Source organism: Colwellia psychrerythraea (assembly GCF_000764185.1).
Lineage (GTDB): Bacteria > Pseudomonadota > Gammaproteobacteria > Enterobacterales > Alteromonadaceae > Colwellia > Colwellia psychrerythraea_B.
The window spans coordinates 106,752-124,321 of record NZ_JQEC01000016.1 but is presented as its reverse complement, the minus strand read 5'-3'; the positions used below and the strand labels follow the sequence as shown (position 1 = coordinate 124,321).

Genomic DNA, 17,570 nt, shown 5'->3' with positions numbered 1-17,570 from the left:
TCGGAAACTTAACTACTTATGATTAATGATGCTTGTGAATAAAAGAATCCTTATCGCTGATGATGATATTAATATCATAGCCAGTTTAAAATTTGTTTTAGCCGATGAAGGTTTTGACATTATAGCGGTCACTACCCCGCAAGCAGCTTTAGAGAATTTAAAAAATCAAAGTGTTGATTTAATTCTACTTGATATGAATTTTCAGCAAGACACTACATCCGGCGCTGAAGGCGTACAATTAGTTGAAGCTATTACTGCACTTGAACTTAATATCCCTATTATCGTCATGACTGGCTGGGCGACCATTGATATTGCAGTGGAAGCAATGCAAGCTGGCGCTAAAGATTTTATTCAAAAACCCTGGGAAAATGAGCGTATGCTCAGCGCGATTGATAACCAATTAGCCTTGGCAAAGTCAGATAAAAAAGCCCAGCGTCTTAATCAACAAAATAAGCTACTTATCTCGCAAGCTCACCCCGGCAGTCGAACGGGTATCATTGCCCAATCTCCAGTCATGCAAACACTATTATCTACGCTAGATGATTTAGCCAAAAGCGATATGAGTATTTTATTAACCGGCGATAATGGTACCGGGAAAAGTATGCTTGCCGCCTATGTACATAGTGTATCAACGCGAGCAAAAGGCTCTTTTGTACCAGTGAATATGGGAGCGATACCCGAATCACTGTTCGAAAGTGAAATGTTTGGTCATGTAAAAGGGGCATTTACAGATGCTAAAGAAAATCGCATTGGTCGATTTGAGATGGCAGAGCAAGGCACACTGTTTTTAGACGAACTTGCCAATATCCCCTTTGCACAACAAGCCAAGTTATTGCGGGTTTTAGAAGAGCAAAAATTTGAGGCGGTGGGCAGCAGTAAATCATTACATGCCGATGTACGCATCATTTCGGCGACTAACAGTGATTTATTGGCAGATATTCAAAGTAATATTTTTAGACAAGATTTGTATTACCGTTTAAATACTATTGAGTTAAGAGTACCGTCATTAAGTGAGCGTGTTGAAGATATGCCTGCGCTCGCGGCTCATTTTCTACAATTATTCAGTGCTAAATATCATAGAAGCTGCCCAACACTTTCAGAGCAAGCTATAACGGCAATGCAGCAATATAATTGGCCGGGCAATATTCGTGAACTAAGCCATATGATGGAGCGGGTGCTATTTACCTGTAAAAAAGAAAGTATTGATAGTGCAGAGCTGATGCTAACTGGCGCTAATAATGTTGATGAAAGTAGTGCAGAGTCTTTAGAAGACCCTAGGTTAAGCTTGGATGAAATAGAAAGAAAAGCGCTAATAAAGCGACTTAAATTTCACCGTGGTAATGCTACTGAAACCGCAAAATCTTTAGGTTTAAGCCGAAGTGGATATTATCGACGTTTGAGTAAATATGAACTGGATTAAAAACCTTTGGCAGTTACTTTTTACTAAGTCAAAAAAACATAGAGCTGATAATCAAGATACACTTATGTTGTTGGTGTGTGTGCCATGTTTTATCACTACGGCCATCGCGCTGGTCTTAGCACAAGTATCACCTTATTTAATTGCCTTTATCCTCATTGTTTTATTACTGTTATGTAGCTTTGTTATGGTAGCGAGTAAACAAAATTCGCAGTATCAAATTCGCACCTTATCAAACCTAATCGAATCGATGATTGATGGTGATTATACGTTAAGGGGGCGCTTACAAACCGATCAAGCGTTCCAAGAATTACTCAATTCAGTCAATGTATTAGCGGACACTTTGTCGAAACATAAAGTTGAAGCGAAAGAATCCCGATTACTGCTAGAGCGTATCATGGAACAGATGGATGCCATGGTTCTGGCAACTGATGAGCAAGGTTTTGTCGTTATGGCAAATGCGTCGGCACATAAGCTTGTTTTGGGGACGGAAGATCACACAAGCAATAATCAACTAAATAACATTCAATTAGCGTCTTTACCCATTGGCGCTGAAATTATTAGTGCCGGTGCCGGCATTATTAATTTCAAAAACGGCAGTATTACGGGAGAACATTTTTTATCGAAAGAGTCTTTTTTAAGTGATGGCGAACAGCATCAACTTTATACGCTGACCAATGCCGAACGTTTATTAATGGAGAAAGAACGTAAAGCTTGGCAAAGCCTGCTTCGAGTTTTAAGTCATGAAATGAATAACTCGTTAACGCCTATCGTTGCCATAAGTCAATCTATGCAAAAAAGGCTACAAAGTCAGGCAAGTGCAATAGATAAAGAGTCGCTACTTGGCGGGGTAAATATTATTCATGAAAGGGCCGACTCATTAAGTCAATTCATCGCCAGTTACAGTCAGTTATCTCAATTACCCAAACCCAATAAGTCGGTATTCAAATTAGTGTTAATGATTGATAATCTAGCAACGCTTTACCCTCGGTGCAAAATACAAAGTGAATTAGATACTGAGTTATTAATTGAAGCAGATAAGGGGCAACTTGAACAAGTACTGATAAACTTATTCAAAAACTCGCTTGAAGCGATGAGTAATATTGATGAAAAAGTCATTGAGGTTAGCAGTACAAAAGAGGGCCGTTGGCAACATATTTCTATTCGAGATTTCGGCTCGGGTATTGCGAATTTAGATAATGTCTTTGTGCCATTTTACACGACCAAATCTCAAGGTAGTGGTATTGGTTTAGCACTGTGTCGACAAATTTTGTTTAACCATAATGGTTCGATTAAAATAGATAACTATCAAACGTTCCCTGCTGCTAAGAGCAAGAATATTGGCGTGAGCACTTATCAAGGTGTGGAGGTGGTGTTGTCTTTTCCCGTTTTGGAGAGCTAGAATAACCCCAAGATAATACTAGCTCATCATTGTCAATACATTCATCATCAACTTAACATTGGCTGTTCTAGTGAATTACTAAACTTATAAGTGACCCACCTTCACCAAGATAATTGTTTCTTGCTCTACATACGGGAAATGCTCGCTCAAGTGCGGACTACGTATCCAAGAGCCTTCGGGGTAACGGCCATACTCATCAATGAACTCGCCACTTATGACAAATATTTCTTCGCCGCCGAAGTGTCGGTGCGGTTGAAATCGCTCACCTTTTGGCCACTTAACTAACGCGGTAGATTGACCTTGGTAATTGTGCAATGGCATCACCATCAAATTGCCCATGCCCGGTGACCAGCTTTTTTTGTTCATATCAATAACAACATGTTTATTATCACCCGATTGAAATTGGTGAAGTTTTACTAATAATGTACAGCCGTCTTTACTAAAAGGCGCATGACGAAATCCCTCAGGATTTCTAAAGTAGCTGCCAGCATGATAATCACCAGTGTGATCAGAAAAGCTGCCGGATAATACCAGGATCTCTTCGCCTAGCGGATGATCGTGTTCATTAAAGCTAGCGCCGGGCTCAAACTTAACTAAGCTGGTGGCATGGCCTCTTTCGGCATCTTCTCTGGCTAAGGGTTTACGCCAAACACCAGCATGCGGACTAGCTAGCCAAGGTTGCTCTTGGGTATTAATGACGACTTTTTCAGTGAAGTTCATATTCAGCATGGTTTTTCCTCTAATACCAATTAATTAAATAATCTACTTGGTATAATATCTTCTACTCAATACTATACCAAGTACGCACAATATGGTTTGGTAAGCACTTTTAGGTACATCTTTATGAATAGTAAGACAATTAAATTTTCAAGAAAGTCAGCACCTGAAAAAACTGCGCGCATGGTCGAAACTATTGTCGGCTGTAAATGGTCACTCACCGTTTATAATTTACTGAAACATGAAATTCGTCGACCAGGAGAAATGGTGAAAAATGTTGAAGGTTTAACCACTAAAGTGCTGAATGCTTGTTTGAAGCGTAATATAGAATTTGGCATTATCGAACGGGAAACCTTTAATGAAATTCCGCCTAGGGTTGAATATAGGGTGACGGAATTTGGCGATAAATTTATCAAGATATTGACAGAGTTAGAAAAGCTGCAAACAGAAATAGATGACAGTAAACTTTAATCCATTTGCTATTAGCTCTTTTGTGATATCTTTGCGCTACTAAAAACTCGTCACTGTCGAAAGTATTATAAGCCTTTAATAACCACCACTAATCTATAACTAAGCTGTAAAGAACCTATGAACGCTAATTCACTCATCATTCTCGATTTTGAAACAACCGGCCTCTCCCCTGATAATGGCGATAGAGCCATCGAAATAGGGGCTGTTAAACTTGAAAGTGGTGTGGTCACCGAACATTTTCAAGAGCTGATGTACCCAGGTCGACCTGTGAGTCACTTTATTGCCGATTACACGGGCATTACCAATGACATGTTAAGTAATGCTGCGCCATGTCATGAAGTTATGGCACGTTTTGCTGACTTTATTCAAGGACATAACCTTGTTGCCCATAATGCTTCGTTTGATAAACGTTTTTTAGACAGTGAGCTGAAACGAATATCCAGAGGTTATGATGGGCAATTTGTTTGTTCATTATTACTGTCTCGCCGATTAAACCAAGACGCACCTAATCATAAATTAGGCACACTGATAAATTACAAAGGAATAGCCTCAAACGGTAGTTTCCATAGGGCGTTATACGACTCTGAAATGACAGCAAAACTTTGGTTGGCGATGTTAGCAGATATTCAAGAAAAAGCTGATATTGATGAGGTACCGTTTTCTTTAGTGCAAAAACTGACTAAAACCACTAAAGCCAATGTCGGTAAATTACTAGCTACTTATTAGTAAACTAATCATTCATAAGCTAAGTATTCATAAATTTGTCGAAAGCTATTAGCAGGTAGTGCTGAAATTGTCAGCACTACTACAGAGTCACTGAAAGTAGCCTGTTAAGCTTGAGTTTTTTTTCTTATTTGATTGGCACATTTGGCTAAAACAATGGCGCCAGCAGTGGAAACATTTAATGAGTTACCCATACCAAACATAGGGATGTGTATTTGCTGATGACTTAATTTCAGCGCAGCTTCACTGACACCTTTACGTTCATTACCTAATACCAATACCGACTTAGCTGGGTAAGTTACTTCGCTGTAATCGATAGAGTCTCGACATAATTCAACACTGTAAAGTGTATGTCCTTCATCTAATAAAGCTTGTAAACTTGCGGTAGTGTCATCGCTGTATTCAACACAAACCCATTTAGCTTCATTTCTTGAGGCTTTTTTCATCTTTTTATCTGAAATAGTTAGCGCACCGCAGACAATAACTTTTTCGATGGCAAAAGCATCGGCCAAACGAATAAATGCACCAATATTGTAGCTATTGGTGACATTATCTAATACCACGATCAAAGGGAGCTTTGCTTTGTCTAAATATTCATTTCTCGTTGGTTTGTGTTCTCTAAGTTCTTCTTTGCTAAGCTGAATTTTTTCACTCATGGTTGTTACTCTTATTACGTACACTGATCACTGGCTAGTTGACTTTACCTGTAATTAATACAGGAAAAGTCAACGGAGGATTGTGCGACTTTATTCAGTGAAGATCAAATGATTGTTTGTCGGATGCTCTTAATTAGCTAAGACACCTTGTTACTTATTTGACTAGTAAAGTACTCTTTTAAAAAGTTAAGCAATAACCTCAATTTTTTAGAGTTGGCAGTACCTGGCGGAAAAACACCATACACATTGATATCACTCAGGCTGTAGTCATCGAGCACTGTTGCTAAAGTGCCAGCCTTTATTTTGGGTAAGGCATCATAAACAGGAATACGGCCTAAACCATGGCCCGCTTCAACAAAAGCAGTGCGCGCTGCGGCATTATTAGTACTAATACTGCCTTTTGTGGTTATGCTAAACGAGCGACTACCCTTAGTTAAAGTTACTACTCCCGACGTTAATTTGTAAATCACCCATTGATGATTACTTAAATCCGCTGGATTTTTTGGTTGCCCATATTGAAGCAAATATTCAGGTGCAGCACACAGGCAGGTTTGTAGTGTGGCGAGCTTACTTGCTTGTAAACCAGAGTCAGGCAATGGCGCACCACGAATGGCTAAATCTATACCTTCTTTCATGATATTAACGACTTCGTCAGTCAACATCACATCAAGCTCAATTTTTGGGTAGATTTTTTTAAACTCATTAAGGGCAGGCACTACTGTTTGCAAACCAACATTTACCGGGCAAGTTATCTTAAGTAATCCAATAGGTTCATTTTTGAAATTTTCAATTTGTTGATTGGCAGCACTGGCTTGCTCAGCAATAACTCGGCAGCGCTCATAATAGGCTTGGCCCGCTTCAGTGAGGTTAATAGAGCGAGTAGAGCGGTTAAGTAGTTTAACCTCGAGTTGTGCTTCAAGCTTTTTTAAATGATAACTGACCACAGCACGAGATAAACCTAAATGTTTCGCAGCGGCGCTTAAGCTGCCTTGTTCAATAACTTGCGCAAAAACAACCATGCTCTTTAGTTGTTCAAATGAAACATCCATAAGTTATACCTAGTAATTAGAAATACATGTTTAATTAGTATTGTATCAATTATTGATACAATGTTGTCAGTTTTATCTGCATTGTTCATGATGATTTGTAGGCATATACTAGCTCTATTGAAAGTGAAGGTGAACATAAGAACGCACTTGCACTTACTTCTAAACATTTAAATTGATGGATGAATGACATGACTAAAACAATATTGATGGTACTTACTTCACACGATGAGCTTGGAAACACTGGCCAAAAGACAGGTTTTTGGGTTGAAGAATTTGCTGCGCCTTATTACGCATTTATTGATGCCGGCGTTGAAGTAACTTTGGCTACACCAAAAGGTGAGCAAGCACCTATTGATCCTACTAGTACACTTGAAGATTTCCAAACATCAGCCACTGAACGTTATGACAGTGATGCTGTAGCACAAGCTAAAATTGCTAACACAGTACAATTGTCCTCCCTTAATGAGAATGATTTTGATGGTGTATTTTATCCCGGTGGCCATGGTCCATTATGGGACCTTACTGATAATAGCGACTCAATTACTTTGATTGAAAGCTTTCTTAACGCTGGCAAGGCTGTTGCGACAGTTTGTCATGCCAGTGCAGCCTTATTAAATGTTAAACAAGCATCAGGTGATTTTGCCATTGAAGGCAAGGCAGTCACTGGTTTTACTAACAGCGAAGAAGAAGCCGTGCAATTAACAGAAGTAGTACCTTTTTTACTTGAAGACGAGTTAATTAAACGTGGTGGCGATTATCAAAAAGCAGAAGACTGGCATGCCTTTGTTGTGCAAGACGGTCTTATTATTACCGGTCAAAATCCAGCAAGTTCAGCATTAGCTGCGGAAAAATTATTAGCTCAGATTTCAGCTTAAATTAATTCGATTAGTTAACCAGCTCAGTTAAGCCGTTTGGCGCTCTTGTTAGAGAATAATATAGGAATATAAATGTTAAATTTTAATTTTCAAAACCCAACAAATATTCATTTTGGTGAAGGACAGATTGCTGTCATTGCAAAAGAAGTTCCTTTAAACGCAAAAGTACTAGTGGTTTATGGCGGCGGCTCGGTTAAAAGTAATGGCGTCTATCAGCAAGTGATTGATGCGCTTAGTGAACATATTTTCTTTGAATTTTCGGGCATAGAGCCAAACCCAACATATGATACTTTGATGAAAGCCCAAGAAATCATTAAGGCAGAAAATATTGATTATCTTCTCGCTGTGGGTGGTGGTTCTGTTGTTGATGGCGCTAAATTTATTGCTGCAGCGGCGTTCTTTGAAGGCAATGTTGAAGGAAGTAGTGAAGGTAGTGACCCTTGGGATATTCTTGCTAAACAACAAGCGGTAACAAAAGCATTACCGATTGGTGCGATATTAACCTTACCTGCGACTGGCTCAGAAAGTAATGGTAACTCTGTGGTAACACGAGATGGTAATAAATTACCTTTTTCTAGTCCTTTAGTTCGCCCATTATTTGCCGTGTTAGACCCTAGTGTTACCTTGTCATTATCGGACCGTCAAATCAGTAATGGTGTCGTGGATGCCTTTGTTCATACTATTGAGCAGTACCTAACTTACAGCGTTAATGGCAAAGTACAAGACCGCTTCAGTGAAGGATTATTGCAGACTTTAATTGAAGAAGGACCAAAAGCGTTAGTGCCAGCCACTAAAGAAAACTTAGACGTTAGAGCTAATATTATGTGGTCGGCAACTATGGCATTAAATGGCCTTATTGGTGCGGGTGTACCACAAGATTGGTCAACTCATATGATAGGCCATGAATTAACCGGCGCTTTTGGTATTGACCATGCTCGCACTTTATCCATTGTTTTACCTGCGGTAATGAAAGTACGTAAAGAGCAAAAGCGTGAAAAATTACTACAATATGCATCACGTGTTTGGCAGATAACGGAAGGTGATGATAATGCGCGCATTGACCAAGCTATTAGTTTAACTGAAGAGTTTTTCGAAAAAATGCAAGTACCAACACGATTGTCTGATGTGAACCTTAGCAGTAATGACATTGATTTATTGCTTGAACGATTAGCGCAGCACGGTATGACGGCATTGGGCGAACAAAGTGATATCACTTTAGCAATAAGCCGTGAAATTTTAACTAAAGCATTGTAATACCAATTGAAATAATGAATGAGCAATTCATTACTTCAATTGGTATAAGCAAAAGGAAAGAACATGACTCAAACAACTGATATCAATCGCCAAATGATTTTGGCATCACGCCCTTTTGGTGCGCCAATCGCTGAAAACTTTACTCTCGTACAAAGTGAAAAACCAGTAGCTAAAGCAGGTGAAGTATTACTTCGTACCGTGTTCCTTTCACTCGACCCCTATATGCGCGGGAGAATGAACGATGCTAAATCTTATGCCGAACCTGTTGCTTTAAATGAAGTAATGGTTGGTGGCAGTGTCTGTCGGGTAGAAGAGTCAAACCATGACAACTATCAGGTAGGTGATTGGGTTGTTGCCTTTGGTGGTTGGCAAGATTACAGCGTTATCAATGGCAGTGAATTACTGAAACTGGATAACAATATGGCTAATCCATCACATGCCTTAGGGGTATTAGGTATGCCAGGGCTAACGGCTTACATGGGCTTGCTTGATATTGGTCAGCCAAAAGCAGGTGATACGGTAGTTGTTGCTGCAGCAACGGGGGCTGTTGGTAGCTTAGTGGGTCAAATAGCTAAATTAAAAGGCTGTAAAGTCATTGGCATTGCTGGTGGTGATACTAAATGTAAATATGCAGTTGAAACCTTAGGTTTTGATCATTGTCTTGATCATAAAAGTGACAACTTAGCAGAGCAGTTAGCGGCTGTTTGTTCTTCAGGCATTAATGTTTATTTTGAAAATGTTGGTGGTAAAGTATTTGACGCCGTTATGCCATTACTTAATAGCTGTGCACGTGTGCCTTTATGTGGCCTGATTTCTCAGTACAACGCTACTGAATTACCTAGTGGACCAGACAGACTGTCTTTATTAATGGGCACATTATTAGTTAAGCGCATTAAAATGCAGGGCTTCATTGTCTTTGATGACTATGGTCATCGTTATAATGAATTTAGTGAACAAATGGTGAAATGGTTAATGGCTGGCGAGATAAAGTATAAAGAGCATAGAGTTGAAGGACTTGAAAACTCGGTAAGTGCTTTTATCGGTTTATTGAAAGGTGAAAACTTCGGTAAGTTAGTGGTGCGAGTTGGCCCAGACAATATTAGCTAAATTTCCGTAGATATTATTTACAGGGTTTCAAAGCGATAACTTAATCTAAGAATAACTATCACCTCAATGGTTACTCTTAGATTAAGGTTACGCAGCAGAACGTGTTGGCTTCAAGCTGAACATCTATTTCAACTGATCATTTATCAACAACATCAGTTTATTAAGTTGCTTATCGACCTCTGCTTGGTTGTCTTTGTCCTTGTTTATAGCAAAACCAACATTTAGTCTAAAATAGTCTTGGTACAAATCACGGGTACTAAATTTCTCACCAATACGTATATCAATATTATGTTCATTGGCTTGTTTAAGTAGTTGACCGCTATTTAAATTTGGTATTTGTATCCATAAAACAAAACCACCGGCAGGAGCGCTGATTTTACTGGTAACAGGTAAGTTTTTCGTTAAATAGTTTTGATAATTTAAGGTTTGTTGTTGTATTGCTACTCGTAATTTTCTTAGATGTTTTGAATAATCACCATTACTAATAAAATCAGCTAAGGCGAGCTGTATCGGTGAAGAAACTCCTTGGTTACAGTACTTGCGCTTTTGTAAATACTGTTTGGCATAACGACCAGGCCAACACCAGCCTAGTCTATATCCTGCGGCTATTGTTTTTGAAACTGAGCCACACCATAAAATATAACCTTGTTTATCCCAATGCTTTGCCGGTAAGGGCATTACTTTACTGTGCGCCAATTCAATATAAACGTCATCTTCAATAATTGGAATTTTATAGCTTTCAGCAAGTTTAACTAAATGCTGCTTTTGTAATGCAGTCATAGAAATTCCTTGAGGATTCATATGAGAAGTACAAAACAACCCCGCCTTAATTTGTTTACTTTTCATATGTTGTTCAAGTTGCACAAGATCGATGCCTTGCTCTGTGGATGGTATTTCAACCACCTTACGGCCAAGCGCAGCCAACATGTCTAACAGGCCATTGAAACAAGGTGAACTTATGGCGACAGCATCACCAAGGTCAGTGCATATTTCTACTGCGGTATGAATCGCATCCATACAGCCATTCGTGATTAACAATTCATCGCTGGGTATATGAAAATCATAATTTTTAAAGTGGCTACTCAGTGTATCTCTGAGTATTTTTTCTCCCTGTACTTCAGGGTAAGAGTTGATATTTATACCTTGTCTTTTTAATGCTCGACGAAAACTACTCTGTAGTTTTTCTAGAGGAATAAAGTCTGCAGATATACGTGCAATTCCTAAAGGCCCAGCAGTTTCTTTGTTGATCGAACGAGTAGGCGATAAACTAAGTGAATAATCTGATGGCTTACTTTGTCTAGCATCAGTTTGCTTAAAATCAGTCTGTTTAGTAGTACTTTCGATTACGGGTAGCTTTGGCGCTGTCATAATACTTTCAAAAGCAATCAGTTCAGGTTTTTCGTTAGCAGCTCTTTGACCACAAACAAAATACCCTGATTGTGGTTTAGCAAGAATCCAACCTAACGACTCAAGGTACTGATAACAATTCAGTGCGGTAGTCATGCTGATCGAATGTTGTTGTCGAAAATTTCTTAATGATGGCATGCGGCTATTTTGCAGTAATTTTCCGCTATTGATATCTTCAATACAGCTTTCAGCAAGGTCAATATATCTCATACTTTCTTTTCACCTGATAAATTTAAACTACTACTTGTTAGTTGTCGCTTATAACTTTCTAGCGTTGCGTTAATAAGATATAACAACGACAAGGTTAATTGTACCCTTTTTTAATTGTTAAATTGTATCTGTTCTCTTTTTGCATTTCATCAATAATAGTTGTTCTGGTAAAACTTCAAAGCAAGCGAAATATAAGGGCGGATAATGAATATTAAAGATCTACTTCTGGGTGTTTTTGTGATGATTGTATGGGGGCTGAATTTCTCGGTGATTAAGTTGGGTGTCAGTGAGATTGATCCTTTGTTATTAACCGCACTTCGTTTTACTTTAGCGGTTTTACCTGCAGTATTTTTTGTTAAGCGACCACAAGTACAATGGCGATATTTAGTCGCATACGGATTAACATTTTCCATTGGTGTTTGGGGCATGGGCAGCTGGTCTATGCAAGCAGGACTTTCTGCTGGTATGGCTTCTGTATTAATGCAGATGAATGTTGTTATCAGTTTATTGGTGGGGTATTTTTTACTTAAAGAAAGCATTAGCTCTATGAAAGTGATTGGCAGTGTTATTGCTATTTTGGGGTTGGCATTAAGTGTATCGGTAACCGATGGCTCTGTGACAAAATTAGGTATGTTACTTATTCTACTCGCCTCTTTGTCTTGGAGTATTACCAGTATTATTGTCAAAAAAGCAGGAACCAAACAGGTTTTTGCCTTTAGCATTTGGGGCATGCTGTTTGCGCCTTTACCGCTATTTGCTCTTGCTTATTTACAAAGTGATCATGAGCAACTTCTGACCTTGGATTTATTGATGAATCGTTCTGTACTTTTCTCGGTGTTCTTTCAAGCCTATCCAGTTACGCTATTTGGTTATTGGGTTTGGAATCGATTATTAGTGAAATACCCCTTGAGTACTGTGGCTCCTTTATCATTATTAGTGCCAATTTTTGGTTTGTTGGGCAGTGCCGTTTTTTATCAGGAACAAATAGGGCCAATGAAAGCGGTCGCCTGTTTATTGATTATTGTTGGTTTAACAGTTGGCTTAGTTAAACTGGCACCGTTAAAAGCTTATTTTCTTCAATTTAAGTTGGCGATAAAATTAAACTAAAATTTGGATGAAAAGTTAAGCAACAAGCTAAGTTAGTTTTTCTTTGTTGAATATTGAAACGTTTAAATGACCATATTTACTTAATGATTTGTCGATAAACCTTGCCGCATCGGAAAATATAGTGATAATCGGGCAAGGTTTATTCTTGTTGAGTTAGGTTGAGTTAATTAAGTGCAATTATTAGAAATAGAGTGTTTAGGCAAAACGCTGAAGTTAGAAGGTTCAATGGCTGGGTGGCAACAATTATTTTGGGATGGGCAATGTGTCTCACAAATTAATGCCAATGCCGACAATGAATCATTTAACCATCAATTTACCTTGAAAACTGAGCAAGAAGGGCAGAGTGAACAGGGCGAGTTACAAGTCGAGCTTAAGGGGACTTTGCAGTGGCAACCTTTTGATTTACAGTTTCAATTATTAATCAATGGTCAGGTTTTACACGAAAATACTCTTAATGAAAAAGATATCGAGCAACGTCAAATAGGCGAACATAAAAAGCAACCAATGAAATTTAGTTTTATCGGCATGGCGGGGCTTGGTTTAAAATTATTAAAAAGTGCCAAGGTCATTAAAGTTTTATTTGCTGCCGGTAGTTTGGCGGCTTATAGCTGGCTGTTCTCTATAGAGTTTGCCATTGCCCTTATTCTTTGTTTAGTTTTTCATGAATATGGTCATATCAAAGCGATGAAATATTTTGGTTTGAAAACCAAAGGTATTTATCTTATCCCCTTTGTTGGTGGTTTAGCCCTTAGCGATGACAAAATTAATACCCGTTGGCAAGATATTGTTATCTCTATCATGGGGCCATTTTTTGGTTTGATCCTATCGATAGCCTGTTTAATTGGTTATTGGTTGACTGATATAGAAATACTGGCCGGATTGGCAGTATTTAATGCACTGCTCAACTTATTTAACATGTTACCGGTATTGCCTTTAGATGGTGGTCACATCATTAAAAGTATCGCTTTCTCCGTAAATTCTAAAATTGGTCTAGTCGCCTGTATTTTAGGGGCAATGTTAGGTGTCTACATTAGTTATCATTTTGGTTTAGCGCTGTTAGGGTTTTTACTGGCTATTGGTAGTATTGAAATAGTCTTTGAATATAAACGCCGACATTTAAGTGAGTTACTACCGCTTAATCGTTATGCGCAAATTGTCTCTGTCCTATGGTATATCCTTACCCTTGGCGGTTTAAGTGCCATTATTTGGCTTGTTGGCCAAACGGGCAATGGCGCTTTGTCATTACCGCTTAAAATATTAGCTAGTTAGTCCTAAACTTATGGTAATAATCATTTGAAAATAACAAAAACAGCACTAACAGCATAAATCGAAGAAGATGATGATTTATTTCGTTTTGGCCAATGCTGTTTTGATATTCTCAAGCGAATGTTACTGAAAAACTATACCCCAGTAAAACTATACCCTACTAAGAGTAACCAAAGCCGAATACGATATTTTAGTCGTTTTCGTTGTTAAGCCTACTGGTGCGCAGATTGTTAACTTTCTCGTGACATGCCTTAGCTATATCTTAGCCATACATCGCAATTTCTCATTTATCTAATGTGCCAAAATTCACTTGGCAAAGCTTGGTGGTAAGTTATTCATTTTCCATCAGCTTTAAAGTGGCGGAAGTGTCTTTCATGGGGAAAGCCGCGCCATTTTATTTCTTAATTTCTTTGCATTAATTTAAAAGTAATTTGTCACAATTGTAAAACTCTTTACAGGTATAAATCCTTTTGTCCCCTGTTGTATAGGCTATCCCTCCAAAAAATATTCCAAACACTTAGCGTGAATTGAACTGCTTTAGCCTGCCAGTTTAACTTGTTATTTTTACAGCTTTGATAAGGGGAAAATAGTTAGGGTCTTTCTCATCATGAGCAACTGAACTGAACTGAACTGAACTGAACTGAACTGAACTGAACTGAACTGAACGGGAAAAAACTATAGTTTAATTACATTTAAGTTGATACGAATACTAATGAGATCGATTATCATTTACAATTGTAACACTTTGTTTTACAATCTTCGAAAAATTACTGTTGATTATTAAAAGCATAGAAATTTACTAGGGAAATATCTGATGAAAAAAAATAAAAATTCGTTATCACTATTTAAAAAGAAATCACTTTCGTTGAGCATTGCCGTTATTCTTGCCAGTAGTTTAAGTGCTTGTGGCGGAAGTGATAGTGAACCTGTGGTTATTGATAATACAGGAACTACTCAGCCTGAACTTGCCAGTGGTTTATTGTGTATAGACAGCAATAATAACGGTAAATGTGATGAGGGTGAAGTTCGTCAAGAGGGATTTTCAGGTACTGAAATCCCAGAAAATATGAAATCTAGTGACTATGCAAGATTATTAGAAATCACCGATGGCAGTTTATATGTAACGAGTCCCGGTGCTGATGAAATAAATGTTTACAGTACAATGATTGCTAACGAAATACTTTTCAATCCAACAATTTCAGCAGATAAAATCCAAGCTGCAACGTATTTAAATGAACAGCTGTCATTGGCTGCTGACGGTTCGGTAACTACAGAACAAGCCGAACAAATTAAAGGCTCAATAAAAACAGCCTTAACGACACACGCTAATGCCCATCCGTTAAAAGTAATTGCCGCTGTGGTCAGTAAATTTATCAAAACAAAAGAATTTATTATCACAGTTGAGGTTGATGAAGTTAATGCTCAGCATATTGCCAAGCGCGATATCAGCCTAAGAGGTGAAAAATTAACGTGGGAACAAAGTGACCATGATGAAACACCTGATTTTATTATGCCATTAGCTGGTCGTAATATGACAGCGATGACCATGCATTACCATAATGGCCTGATGGTGATTGATACCAGCGGTGAGACGCCGGTTATTAAATCAAATGGTTTATTTGCTAATGTTGAAGGTGAGCGTTACGCCATTGATGCAACAACAGGCGCAAGTGAACACCGTTTACGAGGTGCTACTTCATCACCAGATGGACAATATGTTTACATTAACATCCGTCCTGGTAATGGTGAAGACTCTGTTGGTACCAGTGATAATTATGGTTTATTCCGAGTAGCAATAAAGGATGATGGTACTTTTGCGGCGCATGATGATCCAACTACAAAACGCTTTGTAAATGCTTACGTTGGTAATTTTGAAATCGTTGGTGATAAAGTTCATGTTGAAGATTTAGATGAAGAAGTCACTTATATTCTTAACTTAGATTTAACCGATACTGGTGAATTTGTTACGGCCAAAGATGTTGTCACTACCTCACTTGCAACGTTAATTAATGTTAAAGAGCAATTCACCTCAGCCGATGGAATGTATTTATATGCAGCAACAGAAGGTGAGAGTGGTTCGGTAAATCAATTACATAAAATCAATACTACAACGGGTGTTATTGATGGCGTTGCTAACCTAAATGAAATTTTTGGCACGTTAAAATTCTTTGATAATGGCCGACAAGCATTAGCTTACGACGGTGACTATGCTGCTATTATCGATCTCGAAAAAATGGCGTTAAGTACAACTTTACCCCTAGCGAGTAGTGTTCGCTCAGGTGAGATCAGCCCTGATAATAATTACGCAATATTCTCTTCAGAAAGTGATGCTGTTTGGGTGTTTGACTTGAACGCAATTGATGTAAATATTATCGCAAGTTTTAATGTTGGTGAACGTATACGCGCCATAGCTGCCGACGAAAAAGGTAATGTCTTTATTGCTGGTCGTGGCTTTAACCATGTTAATAAACTTAATAAAGGTAATGTACTTACACCAGCACAAATTTTAGCGGCTGATAAAGCAGCTGTTGTTGAAAGTGACATTAATAATGGTTCATCGTTGTCCGTTGTTGTTTCGGACCTTTCATTAGCGGCAACTATTCCCGCAGGATCTGGCTCTACTATTACTTGGTCGTCTAATGTAAGTAATGTTAATACATTGAAACCTAGCAATGATGAGGAACCAACCCTAGGCGCTCTGACTCGTCCAACAAATGGACAAGGAGATCAGTCAGGTGTTTTAACGGCTAATTTGAACTTCAGCTTTCGTGATATTAGTCTTGATGATTTAAAAACCTTTGATTTTAGTGTTCGTCAAATCCCTGAAACTTTACCTAGCGCAACTTCCATTCAAACTGCTGATAACTCAGCGCAATACCCTGCAGCCAATGTTGATGGCAGTATTATGTTAGCACCAGTAAGGTTTGAAAATGTCAATGAAGAAGATGTTTATGGTTTTATTGGCATAAATTTGGTGGACGGCTCACCTGTTATTGTTTCAGGTACAGCTGAAACGCCAAAAACCTACCTTGATACTGAATCTCTTGTCGGTGTTGGTGTACATGGTAGTTATGGTATTGGTGTGAGTTCTGCTGTTGAGGTTGGTAATGATATCGGGCAAGCGAGAATATTTACTGTGGCAATGGATGCTACCGGTGTTTTAAGCAACGCAGTGACTACAGCAATTGACATCACTACAGGCGTACCACAAAAAGTCGGCTTTAACGCTGAGCAATCAATCGCATCGGTAATGATTAAAAAAGATGATGACTCTTACCTTACTGAATTTTACGCTATTGGTGATTCGGGTGAAATATCGTTAACTCACACCATTAACTTGGAGCCTGCCGAATACGCAACTTACGGACCGCCAGCAATGAATAATGATGCTAGCCGTGTTTACCAACGAGATGGAGATAACGTAATTATGACAGCCGCTGATGGTGCAACTACCTCAGCTGCGGTAGATGAAATAGCGCGTGTTTGGTCACATGATAACCGTGTATTTGTACTAACGTATGAAGGCAATATTGTTAGCTTTAATGAAACATTAGATGAATCGTCCAGAAAAATGTTCTACACCGGAACCGGCGGTCGTATGTACAGCGCAGCAGGTAGAGCTTTTAACGGTAAAGATTATCTTTATATTGCCGTACAAAGAGCTGATTCAGCTTTAAATGGCATTTATCAACTAGAAATTATGGATGATGGCAGCTTAAAAGAAATCGCTTTCTCGAATACCCCTGACAGTGATGGTGGTGACCGAATGACAGTATCTGGTGATGGCGGCACTGTGTACTTCAGTTACCGTGTCAGGAGTGGAGATAATAAAGGTAGGCATTTTGGTGTCATAGAAATGCCAAACCAATAACTATTATTCAAATAATGAATTAAGCCCATTTTTGCGGG

The 17,570-nt window shown here is 38.6% G+C and carries 14 protein-coding genes; 10 read left to right on the top strand and 4 right to left on the bottom strand.

The annotated features are described in order from the left end of the window. The first annotated feature begins 34 nt into the window (after positions 1–34). Both GAB14E_RS14435 and GAB14E_RS14440 read left to right on the top strand, forming a co-directional pair. Positions 35–1,420: a sigma-54-dependent transcriptional regulator gene (locus GAB14E_RS14435; protein ID WP_081967784.1), complete on the top strand. Its 1,386-nt coding sequence runs from the start codon at positions 35–37 to the stop codon at positions 1,418–1,420. Next, complete coding sequence (locus GAB14E_RS14440; RefSeq protein ID WP_033081786.1) at positions 1,407–2,819, top strand: sensor histidine kinase; 1,413 nt, start codon at positions 1,407–1,409, stop codon at positions 2,817–2,819. Before GAB14E_RS14435 ends, GAB14E_RS14440 begins: the two co-directional genes overlap by 14 nt. Positions 2,820–2,903: 84 nt before the next feature. Here GAB14E_RS14440 and GAB14E_RS14445 read toward each other — a convergent pair whose 3' ends face one another. Continuing rightward, complete coding sequence (locus GAB14E_RS14445) at positions 2,904–3,548, bottom strand: cupin domain-containing protein (protein ID WP_033081785.1); 645 nt, start codon at positions 3,546–3,548, stop codon at positions 2,904–2,906. 114 nt (positions 3,549–3,662) lie between these two features. Here GAB14E_RS14445 and GAB14E_RS14450 point away from each other — a divergent pair, with 114 nt between their 5' ends. Together GAB14E_RS14450 and GAB14E_RS14455 are read left to right on the top strand one after the other, a co-directional pair. Beyond that, positions 3,663–4,007 (top strand): winged helix-turn-helix transcriptional regulator, encoded by a 345-nt coding sequence (locus GAB14E_RS14450; RefSeq protein ID WP_033081784.1) that lies wholly within the window; start codon positions 3,663–3,665, stop codon positions 4,005–4,007. 117 nt (positions 4,008–4,124) lie between these two features. Then, positions 4,125–4,733 (top strand): 3'-5' exonuclease, encoded by a 609-nt coding sequence (locus GAB14E_RS14455; protein ID WP_033081783.1) that lies wholly within the window; start codon positions 4,125–4,127, stop codon positions 4,731–4,733. A 104-nt stretch (positions 4,734–4,837) separates the two neighbouring features. Here the strand turns inward: GAB14E_RS14455 and GAB14E_RS14460 are convergent, their stop codons facing one another. After that, positions 4,838–5,386, bottom strand: coding sequence for a TrmH family RNA methyltransferase (locus GAB14E_RS14460; RefSeq protein WP_033081782.1), 549 nt, complete (start codon positions 5,384–5,386; stop codon positions 4,838–4,840). Positions 5,387–5,523: 137 nt separating this feature from the next. Then, positions 5,524–6,435 (bottom strand): LysR family transcriptional regulator, encoded by a 912-nt coding sequence (locus tag GAB14E_RS14465; protein ID WP_033081781.1) that lies wholly within the window; start codon positions 6,433–6,435, stop codon positions 5,524–5,526. A gap of 188 nt (positions 6,436–6,623) precedes the next feature. Between GAB14E_RS14465 and GAB14E_RS14470 the strand changes: the two genes are divergently transcribed. From GAB14E_RS14470 to GAB14E_RS14480, 3 genes are all read left to right on the top strand, one after another. Then, on the top strand, positions 6,624–7,310 hold the full coding sequence (locus GAB14E_RS14470; protein WP_033081780.1) for a type 1 glutamine amidotransferase domain-containing protein: 687 nt from the start codon (positions 6,624–6,626) through the stop codon (positions 7,308–7,310). A 72-nt stretch (positions 7,311–7,382) separates the two neighbouring features. Next, positions 7,383–8,564, top strand: a complete 1,182-nt coding sequence (locus tag GAB14E_RS14475) for an iron-containing alcohol dehydrogenase (protein ID WP_033081779.1) — start codon at positions 7,383–7,385, stop codon at positions 8,562–8,564. A 63-nt stretch (positions 8,565–8,627) separates the two neighbouring features. Beyond that, entirely contained in the window at positions 8,628–9,671 is a 1,044-nt protein-coding gene (locus GAB14E_RS14480; RefSeq protein ID WP_033081778.1) for an NADP-dependent oxidoreductase, read from the top strand. 123 nt (positions 9,672–9,794) lie between these two features. Here the strand turns inward: GAB14E_RS14480 and GAB14E_RS14485 are convergent, their stop codons facing one another. Continuing rightward, positions 9,795–11,288 (bottom strand): aminotransferase-like domain-containing protein, encoded by a 1,494-nt coding sequence (locus GAB14E_RS14485; RefSeq protein ID WP_033081777.1) that lies wholly within the window; start codon positions 11,286–11,288, stop codon positions 9,795–9,797. Between the two features lie 204 nt (positions 11,289–11,492). Here GAB14E_RS14485 and GAB14E_RS14490 point away from each other — a divergent pair, with 204 nt between their 5' ends. From GAB14E_RS14490 to GAB14E_RS14500, 3 genes are all read left to right on the top strand, one after another. Beyond that, positions 11,493–12,395, top strand: a complete 903-nt coding sequence (locus GAB14E_RS14490) for an EamA family transporter (protein ID WP_033081776.1) — start codon at positions 11,493–11,495, stop codon at positions 12,393–12,395. Between the two features lie 171 nt (positions 12,396–12,566). Then, positions 12,567–13,664, top strand: coding sequence for a metalloprotease (locus tag GAB14E_RS14495; protein WP_033081775.1), 1,098 nt, complete (start codon positions 12,567–12,569; stop codon positions 13,662–13,664). A gap of 811 nt (positions 13,665–14,475) precedes the next feature. Continuing rightward, the gene (locus GAB14E_RS14500; protein ID WP_033081774.1) at positions 14,476–17,532 is read left to right on the top strand and encodes an immunoglobulin-like domain-containing protein; all 3,057 of its coding nucleotides are present in this window, start codon (positions 14,476–14,478) and stop codon (positions 17,530–17,532) included. Positions 17,533–17,570: the final 38 nt, after the last annotated feature.